The 19,906-nt window shown below is 73.8% G+C and carries 16 protein-coding genes and 1 pseudogene; 7 read left to right on the top strand and 10 right to left on the bottom strand.

The genetic code is table 11. The annotated features are described in order from the left end of the window. Positions 1 to 32 precede the first annotated feature (32 nt). From AB0O11_RS10200 to AB0O11_RS10190, 3 genes are all read right to left on the bottom strand, one after another. The gene (locus AB0O11_RS10200) at positions 33 to 1,121 is read right to left on the bottom strand and encodes a sodium:calcium antiporter (protein WP_363383843.1); all 1,089 of its coding nucleotides are present in this window, start codon (positions 1,119 to 1,121) and stop codon (positions 33 to 35) included. A 303-nt stretch (positions 1,122 to 1,424) separates the two neighbouring features. After that, positions 1,425 to 1,835 carry a (2Fe-2S) ferredoxin domain-containing protein gene (locus AB0O11_RS10195; protein WP_363383842.1) on the bottom strand — a complete coding sequence of 137 codons (411 nt, stop codon included), beginning with the start codon at positions 1,833 to 1,835 and terminating at the stop codon, positions 1,425 to 1,427. Beyond that, positions 1,832 to 3,820 carry a heavy metal translocating P-type ATPase gene (locus AB0O11_RS10190; RefSeq protein ID WP_363383840.1) on the bottom strand — a complete coding sequence of 663 codons (1,989 nt, stop codon included), beginning with the start codon at positions 3,818 to 3,820 and terminating at the stop codon, positions 1,832 to 1,834. The genes AB0O11_RS10195 and AB0O11_RS10190 overlap by 4 nt, the downstream gene beginning before the upstream one ends. Positions 3,821 to 3,918: 98 nt before the next feature. Here AB0O11_RS10190 and AB0O11_RS10185 point away from each other — a divergent pair, with 98 nt between their 5' ends. After that, a complete protein-coding gene (locus tag AB0O11_RS10185; RefSeq protein WP_363383839.1) occupies positions 3,919 to 4,314 on the top strand; it encodes a metalloregulator ArsR/SmtB family transcription factor in 396 nt (131 codons plus the stop codon). Between the two features lie 195 nt (positions 4,315 to 4,509). On the opposite strand, the gene AB0O11_RS10180 is transcribed toward AB0O11_RS10185, so the two are convergent. Beyond that, the gene (locus AB0O11_RS10180) at positions 4,510 to 5,295 is read right to left on the bottom strand and encodes a methyltransferase domain-containing protein (RefSeq protein ID WP_363383837.1); all 786 of its coding nucleotides are present in this window, start codon (positions 5,293 to 5,295) and stop codon (positions 4,510 to 4,512) included. Between the two features lie 208 nt (positions 5,296 to 5,503). Between AB0O11_RS10180 and AB0O11_RS10175 the strand changes: the two genes are divergently transcribed. The 4 genes and pseudogenes from AB0O11_RS10175 to AB0O11_RS10160 form a co-directional block, all read left to right on the top strand. After that, on the top strand, positions 5,504 to 7,249 hold the full coding sequence (locus tag AB0O11_RS10175; protein ID WP_363383835.1) for an RNA ligase family protein: 1,746 nt from the start codon (positions 5,504 to 5,506) through the stop codon (positions 7,247 to 7,249). Next, a complete protein-coding gene (locus tag AB0O11_RS10170; RefSeq protein WP_363383834.1) occupies positions 7,249 to 10,113 on the top strand; it encodes an RNA repair domain-containing protein in 2,865 nt (954 codons plus the stop codon). The genes AB0O11_RS10175 and AB0O11_RS10170 overlap by 1 nt, the downstream gene beginning before the upstream one ends. Positions 10,114 to 10,278: 165 nt before the next feature. Further along, positions 10,279 to 11,169 (top strand): transglutaminase domain-containing protein, encoded by an 891-nt coding sequence (locus AB0O11_RS10165; protein WP_363383832.1) that lies wholly within the window; start codon positions 10,279 to 10,281, stop codon positions 11,167 to 11,169. Between the two features lie 229 nt (positions 11,170 to 11,398). Then, a pseudogene (locus AB0O11_RS10160) lies at positions 11,399 to 11,757 on the top strand (MFS transporter); the annotation flags it as partial. Here AB0O11_RS10160 and AB0O11_RS10155 read toward each other — a convergent pair. The 3 genes from AB0O11_RS10155 to AB0O11_RS10145 form a co-directional block, all read right to left on the bottom strand. Then, positions 11,724 to 12,923 (bottom strand): cytochrome P450, encoded by a 1,200-nt coding sequence (locus tag AB0O11_RS10155; RefSeq protein WP_363383831.1) that lies wholly within the window; start codon positions 12,921 to 12,923, stop codon positions 11,724 to 11,726. The pseudogene AB0O11_RS10160 and the gene AB0O11_RS10155 sit on opposite strands and share 34 nt — an antisense overlap. Positions 12,924 to 12,986: 63 nt before the next feature. After that, positions 12,987 to 13,976, bottom strand: a complete 990-nt coding sequence (locus tag AB0O11_RS10150; protein WP_363383829.1) for a pentalenene synthase — start codon at positions 13,974 to 13,976, stop codon at positions 12,987 to 12,989. Between the two features lie 31 nt (positions 13,977 to 14,007). Next, the gene (locus AB0O11_RS10145; RefSeq protein ID WP_363384004.1) at positions 14,008 to 15,294 is read right to left on the bottom strand and encodes a cytochrome P450; all 1,287 of its coding nucleotides are present in this window, start codon (positions 15,292 to 15,294) and stop codon (positions 14,008 to 14,010) included. A 524-nt stretch (positions 15,295 to 15,818) separates the two neighbouring features. Here AB0O11_RS10145 and AB0O11_RS10140 point away from each other — a divergent pair. Then, the gene (locus AB0O11_RS10140) at positions 15,819 to 17,234 is read left to right on the top strand and encodes a pyridoxal-dependent decarboxylase (RefSeq protein WP_363383827.1); all 1,416 of its coding nucleotides are present in this window, start codon (positions 15,819 to 15,821) and stop codon (positions 17,232 to 17,234) included. Between the two features lie 43 nt (positions 17,235 to 17,277). Here the strand turns inward: AB0O11_RS10140 and AB0O11_RS10135 are convergent, their stop codons facing one another. Both AB0O11_RS10135 and AB0O11_RS10130 read right to left on the bottom strand, forming a co-directional pair. Beyond that, entirely contained in the window at positions 17,278 to 17,781 is a 504-nt protein-coding gene (locus AB0O11_RS10135) for a DinB family protein (RefSeq protein WP_363383825.1), read from the bottom strand. Positions 17,782 to 17,850: 69 nt separating this feature from the next. Next, positions 17,851 to 18,297, bottom strand: coding sequence for a hypothetical protein (locus AB0O11_RS10130; protein ID WP_363383824.1), 447 nt, complete (start codon positions 18,295 to 18,297; stop codon positions 17,851 to 17,853). Between the two features lie 211 nt (positions 18,298 to 18,508). Here AB0O11_RS10130 and AB0O11_RS10125 point away from each other — a divergent pair, with 211 nt between their 5' ends. After that, entirely contained in the window at positions 18,509 to 18,937 is a 429-nt protein-coding gene (locus AB0O11_RS10125; RefSeq protein ID WP_363383822.1) for a PPOX class F420-dependent oxidoreductase, read from the top strand. Positions 18,938 to 19,026: 89 nt separating this feature from the next. Here AB0O11_RS10125 and AB0O11_RS10120 read toward each other — a convergent pair whose 3' ends face one another. After that, entirely contained in the window at positions 19,027 to 19,818 is a 792-nt protein-coding gene (locus AB0O11_RS10120) for a putative protein N(5)-glutamine methyltransferase (protein ID WP_363383820.1), read from the bottom strand. Positions 19,819 to 19,906 lie beyond the last annotated feature (88 nt).

The raw sequence follows: 19,906 nt of genomic DNA, 5'->3' as shown, positions 1-19,906 counted from the left end.
GCCACCGGGGCGTCAGACGGCTCCCGTCGCGATCAGTTGAGGACGGGAATCAGCCCGACCGCGAAGACGGCGTAGAACAGCGCCGTCACACCGAGCCGGGCCGGGGTGAGTTTGTGGGCGCGCATGGTCAGCAGGAGGTAGACGATCGCAGCCATGGTGACGACCCCGGACCACAGCAGCGCACCGTCGAAGTGCCAGCGGGTGAACAGCAGGCCGATACCGCTGGGGACGGTGGCCTGGATCATCATCGCGCCCGAGATGTTCGCGAGGGCGAGCTTGGTCTTGCCCTGACGGACCCAGATGACGGCGTTCATGATCTCCGGCAGTTCGGTGGCGATCGGGGACAGCAGAAGAGCCGTCACGGTGGCCGACAGGCCGAGCATCGGACCGATCGCGTCGAGCTGCTTCACGAAGAAGTGCGCGGCGAAGAAGATCACCACCAAGGTGGCGAGCGTCTGGGCCACCACCGCCCAGGTGTCGGGGGACGCCTTCTTCCGCTGGAACTTCAGCGGTTCCAGCTCCTCCTCGTCCTCCTCCTCGCCCGCGGCGCGGCTGCTGCGGATCTCCCGCCAGAAGTAGGCCGCGTACGCCGCGAAGAACAGGATGCCGAGGGCGGGCTTGAACGCGAAGGCGACCAGACCGAGCGCGACCTTGACGGCGAAGATCGGCAAGAACCAGCTCTGGTCCTTGGCCAGCCGTTTCATGTCGCTCTCGCCGCCGAGCGCCTGGCCGCCGCCGGGGACGCTGCCGATGGACGCGACCGCGTCGTCCCGTCCGCCGACCCCCACCGGAACGGGGGCCGCGGCCGCGCTGCGTGCCTTTCGGCGGTGGAGCAGGAGCATCACGCCGGTGACGCCGTAGGCGACCGTGGCGAGGGCGAGCGGACCGCCCATGGCAGCACCCACGCCGATGTTCCTGGCCTCCTGGGTGGCCCCCGTGGTGACCGCGACCAGGGTCACCACCGACTCGGGCAGCGCGGTGCCGAAGGCGGCCAGGATCGTGCCGACCGCCATCTTCCCGACGTTGAGACGCTCACCCAGCCATTCGACCGCGTTGACGAACCACTCGCACGAGAGGTAGATCGCCACCGCGCAGACGATGAGCAACACGAAATGGATCACGGGATCCGTCCTGCCTTCCCGCCTCGGCGCGGGTCCGAAGGACGGCCGGCGCGAGGGGCACGGGCAGGCTTCGGCCCCGCCGACGCGCTGTTTCCGTCGTCGACCATGGACCGAAGGTCTCGCCCGCCCGGATCCGTACCGAATCACGGGCCCGGCCACCGGGAGGCGGATGACTCCAGTGTGTCGACGACCGGTTCGCGGGGCTACTCCCCTTCGCAGGGGTAGACCATACCGGAGCTTTACCTCCTCTTGACACTCACTGCCGCTGTTCCCCGCGTCACATCCCCTCGGCGCGGGTCCGGTTCAGTCGTCGAGCGCCTGGCGGATCCGGCGGGAGGGCTGGAAGGCGTAGAGGTCGAGGACACCCGGCGGATCGGCGAGTCCGGGGCCGCCGGCCTCGAACCAGGCGGTGATGTCGCGGACGGCTTCCTCGTCGTTGACCAGGGCGAGCCACACGGGGCGCCCACCGGCCTTGCGGCCCTCGACGGAGGGCTGGACCACCATCACGTTGGCCTGCTCGCAGGCGTCCAGGCAGCGGGTCGGGCGCACGTCGGCGACTCCGGCGAGCGAGGTGCGGAGGTCTTCGAGCTGAGCGATGTGGTCCACGCCGGGCACCTTCGGGGTGCCGCAGCAGCAGCCCCGGCAGACGGTGACGGTGCAGCGGGCCGCCGACCCCTTCGCGGGGGCGGCGGCCTTCCTGCTTCGACGGCTCACCGGCCGCCCTCGGCACGGGCCTTGGTCCAGGCGGCCTCACGCAGCAGCCGCAGGCCGTTGAGGCCGACGATGACGGTCGAGCCCTCGTGGCCGAGCACGCCCAGCGGCAGCGGCAGGGTGGCGACCAGGTCCCAGACCACCAGCACCGAGATGAACACCGAGGCGATCACCAGGTTCTGCACCACGAAGCCGCGGGCCCGCCGGGAGAGTGCCACCACGGCGGGGACGGTGGCGAGTTCGTCGCGCACGATCACGGCGTCGGCGGTCTCCAGGGCGAGGTCGGAGCCGGCCCGGCCCATCGCGATGCCGGTGTGGGCGGCGGCAAGCGCGGGCGCGTCGTTGACGCCGTCGCCGATCACCAGCACCTTGCGCCCGGCCGTCTCCTGCTCGCGGACGGCGGCGACCTTGTCCTGCGGCAGCAGACCGGCCCGCACCTCCGTGATGCCGACCTCGGCCGCGAGGTGAGCGGCGGCCCGCGGGTTGTCACCGGTGAGCAGCATGGGCGTGCGGCCGGTGAGCCCGGTCAGGGCGGTCACGGTCCCGGCGGCGTCGGGGCGCAGCCGGTCGGCGATGCCGAGCACGCCGACCGGGACGCCGTCCGCCTCCACCAGGACGGCGGTGCGGCCGGCCTCCTCCAGCTCGGCGGCGATGACGGCGGCGCGGGCGGAGACCGCGTCCGTACGACCGTTGATCAGCCGCGTCGGTGCACCGACCGCGAGGGTGCGGCCGTCGATCGTGGCGGTGATGCCGACGCCCGGGGTGGAGGTGAAGTCCTCGGCGTCGGCCAGGGCGAGGCCCCGGGTGCGGGCGGCGTCGAGGACGGCGCGGGCCAGCGGGTGCTCGCTGGGGTGCTCGGCCGCGGCGGCGAGCGCCAGCAGCTCCTCCTCGGTGAGGCCGGAACCGCTGAGGGGACGGAGGTCGGTGACGCGCGGGGTGCCCTCCGTGAGCGTGCCGGTCTTGTCCAGTGCGACCGCGTCGACCTGGCCGAGGCGCTCCATCACGACGGCCGACTTCACCAGCACGCCGTGGCGTCCGGCATTGGCGATGGCGCAGAGCAGCGGCGGCATGGTGGCCAGCACCACCGCGCACGGGGAGGCGACGATCATGAAGGTCATCGCGCGCAGCAGCGAGCCGGTGAAGGCCGCGCCGAGGGCGAGCGGGACGGCGAAGACGGCGAGAGTCGCGATGACCATGCCGATCGAGTAGCGCTGTTCGACCTTCTCGATGAAGAGCTGGGTGGGCGCCTTGGTCTCGGAGGCCTCCTCGACCATGGCGACGATCCGGGCGATCACCGAGTCGGAGGCGTCCCGCTCGACCCGGATCCGCAGCGCGCCGTTGCCGTTGAGGGTCCCGGCGAAGACCTCGTCACCGGTCTCCTTGGCCACGGGCAGCGGCTCGCCGGTGATGGTGGCCTGGTCGACCTCGCTCGCACCGTCGAGGACCTTGCCATCGGCGCCGATCCGCTCACCGGGACGCACGAGGACGGTGTCACCGACCGCGAGCTCCTCGGTGGGCACGGTCTCCTCGCCGCCGTCGGGCAGCAGCCGGGTGGCGGTGGCCGGGGCGAGGTCGAGCAGTCCGCGCACCGAGTCGGCGGTACGGGCGGTGGCCAGCGCCTCCAGGGCGCCGGAGGTGGCGAAGATGACGATCAGCAGCGCGCCGTCCATCACCTGCCCGACCGCCGCGGCCCCGAGCGCGGCGACGATCATCAGCAGGTCGACGTCGAGGGTCTTCTCGCGCAGCGCCTGCAACCCCGCCCACGCGGGCTCCCACCCGCCGGTCGCGTAGGCGAGGGCGTACAACGGGCCCCAGGTCCAGGCGGGGGCGCCGGTCAGCTGGAGCGGCAGCGCGATCAGGAACAGCACCGTCGCGGCGGCGGCCCAGCGGGTCTCGGGCAGTGCGAAGACCCGCGTGCGGCGGCGCGGGACGACATCCGAACGAGGCGCGGCCGTGGGCGCGGGGCGCTCGATCAGGGTGGAGGACATGGCAGAGGAACCCTTCAGGGCAGGGCAGGACCAACGACCCATCCACCATACATGAACATATGAACGCCCCTTCATCTATGAGTTGTAGTATTGCCCCCATGGGTCATGGAGCCGCTCCCGCCACCGCCGTCCCGCGTACGCGCCTGGACGCGGCCAGTGCCGCCCGGGTGGCCACCACCCTGCAGGCCCTGGCCACCCCCTCCCGCCTGCTGATCCTCTCCCGCCTGCGCGAGGGCTCCTGCGCCGCCACCGAACTCGCCACCGAGGTCGGCATGGAGCAGTCCGCCTGCTCCCACCAACTGCGGCTGCTCCGCAACCTCGGCCTCGTCGTCGGCACCCGCCAGGGCCGCTCGGTCGTCTACGCGCTCTACGACAACCACGTCGCCGAACTCCTCGACCAGGCCGTCTACCACATCGAGCACCTGCGCCTCGGTCTCAGCGATGCCGCCGACGTGCAGGACGAGGACGAAGCGATCCAGGGCTCGACGCACTGACCGCCCGCAGCCGGCCGGGGCAACCGAAGGCCCGGAAGCCACCCCACCGGCAAGCCCTGCGACCCTCCAGCTCACGGCAGCAGGCCGGCGCGACGGACACGGTTGCCCCCGCAGGAACGAGCGGGACCTCAACGGCCAGACCCCCGAACCCCGCCGGCATCGCCGGGGTCCCGGGTGGGTGTCCGCGGCGGCCGTTCAGGCCTGGGCGGCGCGGCGGATGACGAGCATGTCCTGGGTGTGGCCGATGGCGTAGCCGTCGGCGGGGAGCGCGAAGTGGTCCCGGACGTAGGCGGTCAGGGCCGCGCGGGAGGGGCGCGGGTCGAGGGCGGCCAGGTCGGCGACGTTGACCATGAACTCGGCGACGTCCACCGCCTCGGCGAGGTGGGGCGTGCGGTAGTGCAGGTCGAGGGTTTCGAGGGCGTAGCCGTGCTCCGGGTGCCGTTCGCGCAGGCGGTCGGCGAGCGGGCCGAGGTCGTAGCGGACGCCGGTGAAGTGCGCGGCCATCCGCATGCAGGGGCTCTCCGGGTTCTGGAGCACGACCAGGAGGGTGCCGCCGGGGGCCGCCCACTCCAGGGCCCGGGTGACGGTGCCGAGCCAGTCCGCCTCGGGCACGTAGTAGAGCACGTGGGAGAGGTGGACGAGGTCGCCCTGCTCGGGCGGGTGGACCCGGTCGAGCGGCTCCGGGAGGACCAGGGCGTCGGGGCAGGCCGTGCCGAGCTTCTCGCGCATCGCGGCGCTGGGTTCCACCGCGATCGTCCGGTCGAAGGAGCGGCTCAGGTAGGCGGTGGTGCGGCCGTCTCCCGCGCCGAGGTCCAGCAGGACGCGGCGGTGCGGCAGGGCGTCCGCGATCTCGCTCAGCCGGGTGTGGGTGACCGGCTTCTCGTCCGTGCCGGCGAGGAACAGTTCGAACGCCCGGCGGTAGTCGGCGCTCGCCACGTCCAGCACCCGGACCGGGCCCGTGTCCTTCGTCCTCGTCTCCACCTGTCGGCCTCCCCTGTTGACGGCGTGTCGGGAGGCGCCATTGCACCGCGCGGGCGCGGCACGGGGGTGCAGGGACGTTCCTGCCCGCGTGTCACCCGGTCCCCTCGGCTGCCGAGGGGCACTCTCACCAGCCCCGTTTAATCGGTGGCCGGGGCTTCGCTCCGCTCCTACAGTGGCCGCCGGATCAAGAACGCCCAGGGAGCCGGACATGCGTGTGCACTACCCCCGGACGCCGCATCTGCCCTGGTCACCGGGCGCCGCGGCAGACGACGTACGGACCGGGGACCTGTCCGCGCTGGCCGGCGCCGAGGTCGTCGTCACCGAGAAGCTCGACGGCGAGAACACCACGCTCTACCGCGACGGCCTGCACGCCCGCTCGCTGGACTCCGGCCACCACCCCTCCCGCGCGTGGGTGAAGGGCCTCCAGGGCCGGATCGCCCCGCGCATCCCGGTCGGCTGGCGGATCTGCGGCGAGAACCTGTTCGCCCGGCACTCGATCCCGTACACCGGCCTGGAGAGCTGGTTCTACGGCTTCTCGGTCTGGACGACCGGTCCCGCCGGCCAGGACCACTGCCTGGACTGGGACGACACCGTCCGCTTCCTGCGCCGCCTCGGCATCCCCGCCCCTCGGGTGCTGTGGCGCGGCCGCTACGACGAACGGGCCCTGCGCGCCCTGCGGTTGGACCTCGACCGGCAGGAGGGGTACGTGGTCCGGACGGTCCGGGGCTTCCCCCGGGCCGAGTTCGGCGAGCGGGTCGCCAAGTGGGTCCGCCCGCGGCACGTGCGCACCGGCACCCACTGGATGCACGCCGCGGTGGTGGAGAACGGGCTCGGCCCGAGCTCCGCGCTCTGGGCCGTACGCTCCGGTGCGCTGCCCGAACCTCCCGCCCTCGCCGCCGCCCTGAACCTTCCCGAACTCGACTGCTCGCCAGAGGAGTTGTCCGAGGTGTCGGTCCGGCTGGACGAACTGGGCCGGGGCGGGGACAGCCGGCTGGCCGGAGTGCTCGCCACCGCGCTGCGCACCGCCCGCCGCCAGTCGCTGGCGCCGCGGCTGGCCGGCCCGCTCGGCGTGCCGCTCGCCCGACGGGTCGCCGACCTGGTCGGTCTGCACCCCGCCCTCCAGCAGCCGTACCCGGACGAGGAGCGCCGCGCCGGGCTGGTCCGGCTCTCGGCCGCCGCCGACCTCGGGGTGCTGCACGCCGTCGCCGCGACCGCCGCCCCGGGACGGGCGGAGCGCGAGCAGGTCGCCTGGTCGGCGCTGCACGCCGAGGACGCCGGGCTGCTCGGCGAGGCGCCGCTCGCCCGGTTGCGGACCGAGCTGCGCGAGGCGCTGGCCGGCCTGGACCACGACGCCGCCGACCGCTGCTGGGCCCAGGCCCGCGAGGCGTACGCGCTCGGCCGGATCGCCACCGCCGAGGAGGCCGTGGCGGCCACCTGGCGCTGGCGCGACCGCCGCTTCCCCCGGCTGGTCCACCTGTGCGGCCCCTCCGGCAGCGGCAAGAGCAGCTTCGCGGCCGGGCTCACCGGCGTGGCCGCCCGGATCAGCCTGGACGACCTGCGCGCCGCCCGGGGCTCGCGCAGCGACCAGCGCGACAACGCCGAGGTGCTGCGCGAAGGGCTGGCCCGGCTGGACGCCGCCCTGGCCGCCGGAGACACCACCGGCACCACCGTCGTCTGGGACGCCACCTCGCTCAACGGACGGCAGCGCTCCCAGGTCCACGCCGTCGCGCAGCGCCGCGACGCCCTGGTCACCCAGGTGGTGCTGGTGGTCGGCGAGGACGAACTCCTGCGCCGCAACGCCGTCCGGCCGCACCCGGTGCCCGCCGAGGTGCTCACCGCGCAGCTGCACCGCTTCGGCCCGCCCTACCCCGGCCAGGCGCACCGCACCTGGTACGTCGGCCCCGGTGGCACCGTGGAGGACACCGCGGGCACGCTGGACGAGCAGGAGGACTGATGCGCCCCATCGAACAGATCTGCCAGCGCATCCGCTGGGACACCCGCTTCGACCCGGCCCGGTTCACCCTGGGCGTGCGCCAGCGCGACGACCGCACCGAGCGCGTCCCACTGGAGGCCTTCGCGGCCTCCGGCGAGATCCCCTGGCACCGGGTGCACTGGGTCGAGGCGGACGGCGTACGGGTCTGGGACCGCGCCTCGGGCGTGGACCTGCTCGACAGCACCGAGGCCGGGCGCCGCACCCACCCGCCCCTCCTGCCCGCACCCTTCTTCACCGCGGCCACCCCGTACGCCTGGCACCGGGACGGCGGCTGGCGGCCCGCCGACGCCACCCGGGACGCCCCGACCACGGCCGCCCTGCGCGTGGTCACCTGGAACACCCTGTGGGACCGCTACGACGCCGACCGGATCGCCACCGCCCGGCGCCGGCCGCTGCTGCTCGCCGCGCTGGCGGCCGCCGACGCCGACGTCATCGCCCTCCAGGAGGTCGAGCCCGCCCTGGTCGCCCTGCTGCTGACGGCCCCCTGGGTCCGCGCCGGGTACACCCTGGGCGCCGACCCGCTCGGGCCGGAGGTCGACGATCACGGCCTGCTGCTGCTCAGCCGGCTGCCGGTGCTGGCGGCCGGGCAGCACGCGCTGGGCCCGCACAAGGCCGTCGCCGCCGTGTCGGTACGGACGGCGGGCGCGCCGCTGACCGTCGCCGCCGTGCACCTCAGCAGCGACCACTCACCCGACGGCGCCGACCGCCGCCAGGCCGAACTCGCCCGACTGTCCGAAGGGTTGGCGGCCGTCGAGGGTGATCTGCTGCTGCTCGGGGACTTCAACGACGGCCGTTCCGGGCCGGCCGGCCCGGCCGCTGCGCTCGGCCTGCGGGACGCCTGGACGCAGGTGCACGGGCCGGCCGACGACACCCCCACCTTCGACCCGACGGCCAACCCGCTCGCCGCGGTTTCCTCGCTGACCGGCCGCCCGGGCCGCCTGGACCGCGTCCTGCACCGCGCCGGCGGCACCCGCGCCACCGCGGCCGTCCTGCTCGGCGACCGCCCGGCCGAGGACGGGCTCCTGCCCTCCGACCACTACGGCGTGGCCGTCGACCTCGCCCTCGACGGCGACGGCGGCGGCGCACCCGAGGTCCTCGCCGCCGCACCCACCGCCCGAACCGCCGTCGCCTGGCTGCCGCCCGAGGAGCTGTGGCCGCCGATCCAGCGGCTGCGCGAGGCGTACGACCCTCAGCTGCGCCGCTGGCCCCCGCACGTCAACCTGCTGTTCGGCTTCGTGCCGGAGTCCGAGTTCGACCGCGCCCTGCCGCTGCTGGCCGCGGCCGCCGCCGAGGTCGCGCCGTTCACCGCGCAGCTGGAGGGCGTGCACACCTTCGGGCACCGCGAGGACGCCACCGTCTGGCTGGACCCGGCCGCCGCCTCCCCCACGCCCTGGGCGGCGCTGCGGCACGCGCTGGAGCGGCGTTTCCCCCGCTGCCGCGGCCGGGCGGAGGGCTTCACCCCGCATCTGACCCTCGGGCGCAGCGACGACCCGCAGCGCGTGGCCGCCGACTGCACGGCCCGGCTCTCCGGGCTACCGGCCCGGGTCGGCGAGCTGGTCGTGCTCTCCCGCCGGGGCGCCGAGCCGATGCGCCCGCGCGCGGTGGTCTCGCTCGGGACGGGCGAGGCGCGGGCGGTGCCCGAGCAGCCGATCGCCTCCCCGGCCCCGGAGCCGGCCCAGCGAACCGCCGCTGCCCGGGCGTTGGCCCGCCGCATCGCGGCTGCCCTGCCCGAGGGAGTGGTGCACACCGTCGGCTCCCGGCGACTCGGCTGCCAGCTGGACGGCGCCGACCTGGACCTGGTGGCGGCACTGCCCGGCTCCGCCGACCTGCCCGCCGTCCACGCCCGGGTGGCCGCCGCGCTGCCGGAGGCCCGACGGCTGCACGAGGTGCGCGGTGCCCGGGTGCCGGGACTGCGGTTGGCCGCCGACGGCCTGACGGTCGACCTCGTGGTGGTCTTCACCGGTCCGCTCGACCCGGCCCAAGCCGTCGACCGCCGTGCGGAGTTGGGCGAGGCGGAGGCCGTCGCGCTGAGCGCGGTCACGGACGCCGAGGCGATCCTGACGGCGCTCGGCGCCCGGCACGCCACCTTCGTCCGGCTGGCGCGCCAGGTCAAGGCCTGGGCGCGGGCGCGCGGCCTGGACTCCGCGCCCTTCGGCCAAGTTCCCTCGCTCGCCTGGTCGGTGCTGGCCGCCCGGACGGTCCTGGACACGACCGGCGATCCCGAGGACGACCTCTTCCAGCGCTTCACCGAGACCTGGGCCGGCTGGGACTGGCGCCGGCCCGTCGCCCTCACCACCGCCCCGACGCCTCCCCCGTCCGGCCCGCTCACCGTCCTCACCCCCTCCGCCCCGGTCCGCAGCTGCACCACCCAGGTCAGCGCCGGCACCCGCGACCTGCTCACCGAGGAGCTCTTCCGGGCCTGGGAACTGACCACCGAGAGCGCCGAAACCCGCGGGAGCACCGAGCCGGCCGGGAGCGCCGAAGGCCGCGAAGACCTTTGGCCCGCCCTGCTCGCCGCTCCCCCGCTGCACCGCCGGCACGCCGCCTGGGCCGTGGTCAGCACCGGCGAGGAGTCGCTCGGCCTCGTCCGGGGCCGCATCCGCGCCCTGCTGGCCGCCCTGGAGGACGCCGGGGCCACCGGGCTGCACGCCTGGCCCCACCCGTACCGGACGGCCGACGGCCGCGCCCACCTCCCGATCGGCCTCGGCCCCGATCCGCTCCCGGCCGCCCGACTCGCCCCGCTCGCCAAGGCCTGGTCCCGTTCCCTGCCCGGCGTCCGTGTCGAGCACGTCGACGGCGGCGGCGTCCCCACGCCGTCCCGCTGAACCACCCCGCCTCCCTGGACCGTCCCCACCCACCGAACCACGCCGATCTGCCGGACCACCCCTGCCCATCGGACTCTTCTGGACAACCACCCCGAAAATTTGCCACGGTGAGGACCAGCGGCCCAGCCATCGATCATGCGGCCGAAGCCCCATGGGAGTTCCCCCGTGCCTTCCGCTGACTTCCCCGCCTTCTACCTCGGGCAGAGCGTCTTCTCCGACCCCGGCGCCCACCTCCCCTGCTACACCGATCTGCCCGGCGATCCGGTCCAACTCGCCAGGATCGCCCGCAATCTGATCATCCATCGTCTCGAAGGAGGACTGTTCCACCACCCCATCCCCGCCGACCGGCTCCACCACGACGCCGAGACGCGCTACCTGGACGACATCCTGTACCTGATCACCGACCGCAACCCGGCCCCGCTGAACCATCCACGGGCGCCCGCCGACCGCTTCGTCGGCGTCTGCCGGGACCTGGCCCTGCTGCACTGCTCCTTCCTCCGCCACGTCGGCGTCCCGGCCCGGTTGCGCTGCGGCTTCGCCGACTACCTCGGCCCGGACGGCTTCCACTGCGACCACGTGGCCACCGAGTACTGGGACGACCGACGCGGCTGGCTGCTCGCCGATCCGCAGCTGGCCGATCCGAGGGTCGCCACCGCCTGGCGGGTGGACTTCGACCCGATGGACGTCCCGCGCGACCGCTTCCTGGTCGCCGGCCGGGCCTGGCGCACGATCCGCTCCGGCCGGGCCGCCGCCTCCTCCTTCGGCGTCCACCCGCCGGAGGAGGGCCCGCTCAACGGCGAGTGGTTCGTCGCCCACTACACCCGGCTCGACCTCGCCGCCCTGAACAAGGTCGAGACCCTCCTCTGGGACACCTGGGGCACCGGTTCCACCAACACGCCCCACACCCCGTACGACGAGGTCGCCCACCTGACGGTCGGCCCGATCGACCTGCCCGCGGTCCGCCGCCTCTTCACCGAACACGATGCCCTGCGCACCCCGAAGACCGTCCTGTCCCTGGCCCCCTTCAACGGCCCCCGCGAGGTCACCCTGCGCTGACCGTCGTCCGGCGCCTCGACGAGGCGCCTGTGACCGGACACGCTTGCTCAGCCGTGACACGCCCGTTGGAGCCAGGCCCCCGGGCCGGCAGGTGCTCGGTGAGCCGAGGCCCGATGGTGGTGCGGGGCCGGGGTCCGGCGGCCCCGTGTGACCGGTTATCGGGAGTTGTAGGTCTTGACCCTGACGGCCGGACAACCTGAGAACTTCTGCACGGCCAGGTTGGCGTCTCCTGTGGACCGCCGCCCTCCTCGCCGCCCTGGTCGGCCTCACCGCGGGCGTCTTTGGAAGCCTGGACAGCGCCCTCATCCAGACCACCGCCGACCCCGCCTACCTGGGCCGGGTCACCTCGGTCATCATGCTCACCATGGTCGGCCTCGCCCCGCTCGGCTACCCGCTGGTCGGCGTCCCCATCGATGCCTGGGGCACCGCCCCGGTCTTCGTCGGCTGCGGCGCCCTCTCCTGCCTCGGCGCCGCCCTGGCCCGTGCCTCCCCGCCGTCCGCCGCGCCGAACTCCCCCGCGCGGGCTCCCCCACCGGGCGTGCGCGGGGTGCCGGTCACCAGGCGACCGGGAGCGCCTCCACACCGTAGACCGTCGAGCCCTCACGGAAACGGAGGCCGGCTTCGGGGATGGCGAGCCGCAGGGCGGGGAAGCGCCGCAACAGGGCCGGCAGGGCGATCTTCAGTTCCAGCCGGGCCAGTTGCTGCCCGAGGCACTGGTGGGCGCCGAAGCCGAAGGACAGCTGGGCGACCGGGCGGCGGTGCAGGTCGAGGTCGTCGGGGCGCTCGGGGGCGAGTTCGGGGTCGCGGTTCGCGGTCAGCGGGGAGAGCAGAACGTGCTCGCCCTCGGCGATCCGGTGGCCGTTGATCTCGACGTCGGCCACGGCCGTGCGCAGGAGCGGCGCGGGGATGGCGAGATGGCGCAGCAGTTCCTCGACGGCGGTGCCGGTGACCGCCGGGTCGTCGCGCAGGGCGGCGAGCTGCTCCGGATGGCGGAGCAGGGCCAGCACGCTCAGGGCGAGCATCGTCGCGGTGGTCTCGTGTCCCCCGACCAGGAGGGTGGTGCCGAAGCCGACGAGCTCCTCGTCGGTGAGCTCCGCGCCGTGCTGCCGCACCACCGCACCCAGCACGCCGTCCCCGGGGACGGCCCGGTTGCGCGCGACGATGTCCGCCATGGCCGCATTCAACTCGGCCGAGGCGGCGACCAGTTGTTCGGCATCGACGGTACCGTCCATGATCACCTGGGAGCAGCGCTGGAACATTGCCCGGGTCCCGTACGGGACGTCGAGCAGTTCGCAGATCGCCAGCGACGGGATGGGCAGGGCGAACGCCTCGACCAGGTCGACGCCCGGCCCCTGCTCCGCCATCGCGTCGAGATGGTCGGAGACGATCGTCTCGATCGCGGGTCGCAGTTGCTCGACCTGACGGACGGTGAAGCTGCCGGTGAGCGTCCGGCGCAGGCGGATGTGCTCCGGGCCGCTGTAGGCGGGCAGGAAGCCCGGGTGGTTGAACAGGGTGTGCGGCAGCGACGGGTCGATGCCGTTGCCCGTGACCAGGCGCTCCTCCGCGAAGGCGGCCCGGACGTCGCCGTACCGGGTGATGACGACGGCCTCGATCTCGCCGCGAACCGGATGGGACACCCGCAACCGCGGCAGGCCGTCCTCCTCGCGCATCCGGCGCAGGTCCGGCGACGGGTCGAACGGGCAGGTCCGGTCCCGTTCGGAGGCGACGAAGGACGCCGAGCGGCGATCGGGCATGGTGCGGGCTCCTCAGCTGTGTCGGTCCCGGGAACGCGGGTCGTGGAACGGGGCGGGCAGGGCCTACCCGCGGTACCGGGTGGAGGCGTGGTGCCAGTCGTAAGCGCCGCGGATGGTGGTTTGCAGCGCCTCCGTGCAGTATCGGTGCAGCAGGTCGCGTTCGGCCGGGTCGAGGTGGCCGGTCGCCGCGGTGCCGAGCAGGGCCCGGTGGGCGCCGGTGAACAGTTCCAGGGCTTCGTTGCGGCGGTGCAGCGCCCGGTCGACGGCTTCCGGCCGGGAGAGCCCGTGCTCCCGTTCCAGGCAGAGCACCAGGTTGTTCTGCTCCCCCAGGGCCGCGTCCTTCTCCAGGGAGACGATGTCGTTGTCGCAGATGATGAAGGTCTTCGTCATCTCGCGCATGACCGACAGGTGCGGCAGTGCGTACAGGTGGTCCGGCAGGACGCACGAGGACAGCCGCTCGGCGAGGTCGACGACCGGTGCCACGCCGATGGTGTGGCGCCGGACCCGCAGGTAGGCGCCCAGCGACATGGGCGTGCCGGCCTGCCGGCTGAGCGCCTCGTGGACGTGGTGGTCGAGGTAGGAGGACCAGTGGGCCGCCGATCGCTGGATCCAGTCCGCAGGCATGTCGCGGCAGCTGCGCTGCCGCATGTCGGCGAAGGCCCCGGCCAGCGGCAGCGGGGACGCCTCGCCGGTGACGCCCTCCTTGACGAGTCCGACGAGGTGGCGGACCCGCTCGGGCGACCCGCCCCACTGCTCGTCGAGCGCGTCGTCGAACAGGAAGTACCAGCTCTGCTGGTCGACTCCGATGTCCAGTTCGCTCCCGGTCGCGTTCGGATAGAACATGGCCGCGATCAGCGGGAACTGGCCCTTGAGGTGGTGGGCCCGCTCCGCTTCCGTGGACAGGAAGCCGAAGGACTCCGGCCAGCCGAGGTGGCGGTCGTGGGCGGCCCGGAAGTCCGGGCTGATCCGGCGCGGAAACGGAACGGAGTCGAGGGCCGGGGCCTGGGCCGGTGCCCCCGGGTCCACGGACAAGGGCTCTGCCGTCGATGTCATGGTGTGGCGCACCTTCGGGAACGGGGCCGGTTCAGTCGGCCGGCCAGGGTGAGACGCGCATGGGCAGCGCGTTGGGCCGGATCAGCGCGTGGACCACGGGGCGGACCCGGTGCCCCTCGACCGGCCGCGGCCGCCACCGCGAGACGATCGAGCGGAGCACGACCAGCATCTCGGTCATCGCGAAGTGGTCCCCGATGCACTTCCGGTTGCCCAACGCGAACGGGACGTAGGCGCCCGGCGGAAGGTCCTTCTCGGTACGGTCGAGCCACCGGTCCGGGTCGAACCGCAGCGGGTCCGGGTAGTACGCCGGGTCCCGGTGCATCGTCAGCGCGCTGTAGATCAGCTCGGCCCCTTGCGGGAGGTCGACCCCGCAGACGCGCACCGGCTCCAGGGCGCGCCGCATGAGCAGCCAGCTGGGCTGGTGCAGCCGCAGCACCTCCCGGAGGAAGCGCTCGGTGAACGGGAGCGTCGCCGCGCCGGGCAGGGCGCCTACGGGCAGCGCTTCGCACTCGGTCCTGATCCGCTCGGTGAGCTCCGGACGCCGGCCGATCTCGTGGAGCGCCCAGGCCAGCGTGGTGGACGTGGTCTCGGCGCCGGCCATGAGCAGGGACAACAGCTCGTCGCGGGCCTCCACGTCGGTCATTCCCCGCGGGTTGCCCGGAGTGTCGGCGAACATGATCGACAGCAGGTCCCCGCGGCCGGTGCCGCCCTGCCTCCCCTGTCCGGCCTGCCGGGCCTGTCGGACGGCGGTGTCCGCGAGCTCGCGAAGCGCCGTGGCCGCGGCCAGGTACCGGCGGTGGCCCAGCGCGGGCGAGGACGCGATCGGAGCGGGCAGCACGGTGCCCACGAAGACCCCGCGCATCACCGTGGTCAGGTGCTCGGCGACGCGTTCGCCCAGCTCGGCGACGGCGTCGGCGCCGTCCGGGCGTTCGGTGCTGAACAGGGTCGCCACGAGCATGACCGTCATCATCCGGCGCAGCACCAGGTCCATGGCGATCACCTCGCCGGGACGCCAGGCCGACACCTGCTCCTCAGCGATGTCGGTCATCGTGCCGACGCACGCGGCGATGCCGTCCCGGCGGAAAGCCGGCTGGAGCGCCCGCCGTTGGCGAAGGTGGAAATCCCGATCAGATGTGATGATGCCGTTCCCGATGAAAGGCCGCGCGACGTCGAACAGCAGCCCTTTGCCGAACTTCCTGCTCTGCGTCAGGAGAACGTCGTGGACGGCCTGCGGCGAGTTCAGGACGAACACCGGCCGATTCCCGAGGAATATCCTGACGATGTCGCCCTGCGCCCTGACCGACTGCAGGAACTCCACCCGTTTGACGGCCAGCTGCGGCAGGTGGCCGAGCAGCGGAAAGCGCCCCGGCGCCACGGGAGCGGTGATGGAACGCACAGCCCTGCACCTCCCTGAAGTCTCGGATCGAAAATCCGCCCTACAATGGAACTTTTGCTCGCCCGCGGTGCACGGTGATCATCGTCCGCCCCCTCCGGAGAGGTCAAGGGACCGACGGGAAATTCCCATCCAGGGTTGTTTTGAGTCGAAGGATGTGAATTCCTTGGGATTCGCCCCAGAACCGTCGGCCTTGCTGCTAAGGCCTGTCTTCAAACCCCCGTCTGCGGGCGGACGACGGGAGTTTGAAGACAGGCCCTGGGCGGCGGACAGCACGGTAGGCCTCGGGAATTGGACCTACGAGTCCAAAGCACCGGCGGCACCGGCCGGTTGGCGAGACCCGGGAGCTCGGCCGCCGCGCCTTCCAGGCCACCCGTTCCGGATTGGACCGGGACGCCGGCAACCCCGGTGGTTAGCCTCGGCGCACAGTCGATCAACGGAGAAGCGCCATGCACCCCGAACTCGCCGCCGATCTGGGCCGGTTGCCCGAACTCCTGGAGGAGACCCGGCAGCGGGCGCTCGCCTTCCTGACGGGCCTCGACGAGCGGCCCGTGGTCGAACGGACCGAGTCGCCCGCCGTCGCGCCGCTCACCGAGGAGGGCGGCGGGGTGCGGGCGGCGCTGGCGGAGTTCACGGAGCGCTGGGAGCCGCGGCTGTCGGCGAGCGCCGGTCCGCGCTACTTCGGGTTCGTGACCGGCGGGGCGACACCGGCGGCGCTCGCGGGCGACTGGCTGACCTCGGCCGTGGACCAGAACTCCAACTCCTCGCTGGACCCGGCCGGTCAGCACCTTGAGCGGGAGACGGTCGGCTGGCTGCGCGAGCTGTTCGGGCTCTCGGCGGCGCACCACGGCACCTTCGTGAGCGGCGCCACGATGTCGAACACGGTGGGGCTGGCGATCGCCCGCGAGTGGCTGGGCGAGCGGCTCGGCGTGGACGTCGCCGAGGACGGGGCCGGCGCCCTGGGCCGGGTCCGGGTGCTGTCGGGCAGTGCGCACTCCAGCGTCGCCAAGGCGCTGTCGGTGCTGGGCCTGGGCCGGACGGCTCTGCACGCGGTGCCCGTCCTGCCGGGCCGGGAGTCGGTGGACGTGGCCGCGCTGGAGCGGGCGCTGGCCGAGGCTCAGGGGCCGTGCGTCGTGGTGGCCAACGCCGGGACGGTCAACACCGTCGACTTCGACGACCTGCGGGCGATCGCCGCGCTGCGCGAGCGGTACGGGTTCTGGCTGCACGTGGACGCCGCGTTCGGCGCCTTCGCCGCGCTGTCGCCGGAGCACGCGGAGCTGGTGGCGGGGCTGGACCTCGCCGACTCGGTCTGCGTCGACCTGCACAAGTGGCTCAACGTGCCGTACGACAGCGCCGTGCAGTTCACCCGCCGCCCGGACCTCCAGGCCCGGGTCTTCCGGAACGCCGCCGCCTACCTCGGCCCTTCCCCGGCCTCCGGCCGGGGGTACCCCCGTGGCGAGCACCCCGACCTGGTCCACCTCACGCCGGAGAACTCCCACCGGCTGCGCGCCCTCGCTGCCTGGTTCACCCTGCGGGCGTACGGCCGCTCCGGGCACCGGGAGATCGTGGAACGCTGCATCGCCGGTGCCCGGACGCTCGGCGAGCACGTCGCCCGGATCGACGGCCTGGAGCTGCTCGCCCCGGTGCGGCTGAACGTGGTCTGCTTCTCGCTGACGGCGGACCCGACCCCCGAGCGGCTGGCCGCGCTCGCCGCCGAGCTGGCCGACGAGGCCTTCCTCACTCCCACCCACCACGCGGGCCGGCCCGCCCTGCGCGCGGCGTTCAGCAACTGGCGCACCACGGAGGCGGACGTCCGGTGCACGGCGGAGGCGCTGGCCCGGGCCGTCCGGAAGCTGACGGCCTGAGCACCGGACCCGAGGGCGGGCCGAGCGGGAGCAACGTCCGGGGTCAGCTCCGGTTGTGGTCCCCCGTCCCGCCGTCGATCAGCTCGCGCAGGATGTCCATGTGCCCGGCGTGCCGCGCCGTCTCCGTGGTCATGTGGATCAGCACCCAGCGCAGCGAGACGGTGTTGCCCGACCAGGAGGTGCCGAGGTCGTCCAGCGCCAGCTCCCGGATCGCCTCGTCGGCGCCGGCCCGGGCCCGCGCGTAGAACGCCAGGACCTCCGCCGTCGACTCGTGGGGCTCCACCCGCATGTCGGAGGTCTCGTCGGCGTCGATGTCGAACGGCAGCGGACCGGTGTCCCGGCCGAACGTCTCCCGGAACCAGCCGAGTTCGGCGCCCCCGAGGTGCTTCACCAGCCCCAGCAGGTTGGTCCCGGAGGGTGTCATCGGACGGCGCAGTTGCTCGTCGTCCAGCCCCTCCACCTTCCACAGCACCGCATCGCGGTGCCGGTCCAGCGCCGCATGAAGACTTTCCTTCTCGCCGCCCGTGAACGGCACACGATTGCTCATGCGCGGGACCGTACCAGCCGGCACCGACAGACGGCGCCGCCGACGGTCACTGCCCCCGGCCGTCCGGGATCACGGGTGCGCCCCGTCCCCGTACACGCCGCCCGCCCGGTCGGTCAGGCCCGCCATGAGCTCCGCGTGCGCGAGGTTCATGTACGCCAGCGGGCGCCAGCGGGAGCGGTGGTCGGGATGGTCGCGGAACCGGTCCGCCGTCTCGCAGAGCCGCTCCCACCACAGCATGGCGTCCTGGCGCATCCGCTGCGTCCAGCCGGGCTCGTCGTTGCGGCCCTCCAGGACCACCTCCTCCCAGGCCACCAGGACGTCCGAGAGGAAGACGCAGTCGCCGGCGGTGACCTCCGCCAGCCTCTCGGCGGCGAACCGGGCGCTGCTGTCCTCGGATTGGGCCTCGACCACCTCGCGGAGACGGGCGGCCAGGAAGGCCTGCAGCGGGGTGACGTCGTCGGTGTGGAGGTCGTCGGAGAACTCCAGCAGTTCCACCGGCCTGCGCTCGCGTGCCATCGTGCGGTGTCCCCTCGGCTCGGACGGTACGCATCCGATGACGGACCGTCACAACTCTCGGGCCGACCCTAGCGGCTCGCGCCGGAGATCACGGCGAATTTCCGAACCTCCCGCACCGGCTCGCCGGCCGTGCCATCATGCGGAGCCTCCTGCGCCCAACACGCGTGGCAGACCTTGCCTTCACACCGGTGTGAAGGCCGATGATGCTCCCATGACCGCCACTCCTTTCGACCCGTACGCGCTGCTCGCGCAGAGCCGCCTCGGCGTCCTCGCCACCATCAAGGCGGACGGCCGGCCACAGCTCTCCCCCGTCCTGCCGTTCTACGACCGGGCGGCGAACGCCATCCTGATCTCCACCCGGGACGGGCTGGCCAAGACCGCCAACCTGCGCCGGGACCCGCGGGCCAGCCTGGAGGTGACCGGACCGGACGGCCGCTCCTGGGCCACCGCCGAGGGCGTGGCCACCCTGACCGGGCCGGGCACCGACCCCGACGGGCCGGAGGTCGAGGCGCTGGTGGCCTACTACCGCCGTGCCGCCGGGGAGCACCCGGACTGGGCGGAGTACCGCGAGGTGATGGTCTCCGACCGCCGGGTACTCCTCACCATCCCGGTCGACCACGTGTACGGCACCCGCATCTGACCGACCCGGCCCGGCCACCGTCACAGGGGAACGGTGGCCGGGCCCACGCCGCCGGGCCGCAGGCGAACCACCCTCGGCAGCAGAGCGGTTCAGCGCAGCGTCGCCGCGACCACCGTGGCGTCCAGCTCCTCCTGCCGGCTCGCCACCGCCGCCAGCCCGGCCGCCCGGGTCACCGCGAGGGCGGTCGGCACCTGCCGCTCGCTGGTCTCGAACAGCAGCGACCCGCCGGACGCCAGCCACTGCGGCGCCTCGGCGACCACCCGCCGCAGCACGTCCAGCCCGTCCGCCCCGCCGTCCAGCGCGGGCCGGGCCTCGTGCAGTCGCGCCTCGGGCGGCAGCAGGCCGAGGTCGCCGGTCGGGACGTACGGGACGTTGGCGATCAGCACGTTCACCCGGCCGCGCAGCTCCGCGGGCACGGCGCCGAACAGGTCGCCCTGGAAGACCCGCGCCGCGGTGCCGGCCAGGTTGCGGCGGGCGCAGCGGACCGCGCCCGGATCGATGTCCGCCGCGTACAGCTCGACCGGGTGGGCGGCCGCGGCTGCCAGCGCGGCGCCCAGCGCGCCGCTGCCGCAGCACAGGTCGAGCACCACCGCGCCCGGGGCGGTCAGCGCGGTGGCGGTGGCGGCCAGGAACTCGCTGCGGCGGCGCGGGACGAAGACACCCGGGTCGACGGCGATCCGCAGACCGGCGAACTCGGCCCAGCCGACGACGTGTTCGAGCGGCCGCCCGTCGGCGCGGGAACGGACCATGGCGGCCAGGTCGGCGGGCGAGGCGGCGGCGGAGAGCAGGATCCGCGCCTCGTCCTCGGCGAACACGCAACCGGCGGCGCGCAGCCGGGAGACGACCGAGGAACGGAGGGAGGCGGAGGAGAAGACCGACAAGAGAACCCCTTGGGGGAAGACGGGAGGGCTGACGACTCCGTCAGGGCTCCCGCGAGGGCCGACAGCGTGTCGGCGCGCCGTCCGCGCT

It is taken from the genome of Kitasatospora sp. NPDC093102, from assembly GCF_040683915.1.
Classification (GTDB): domain Bacteria; phylum Actinomycetota; class Actinomycetes; order Streptomycetales; family Streptomycetaceae; genus Kitasatospora.
The sequence above is the reverse complement of the archived record's forward strand: the minus strand, read 5'-3'. Positions and strand labels throughout refer to the sequence as shown.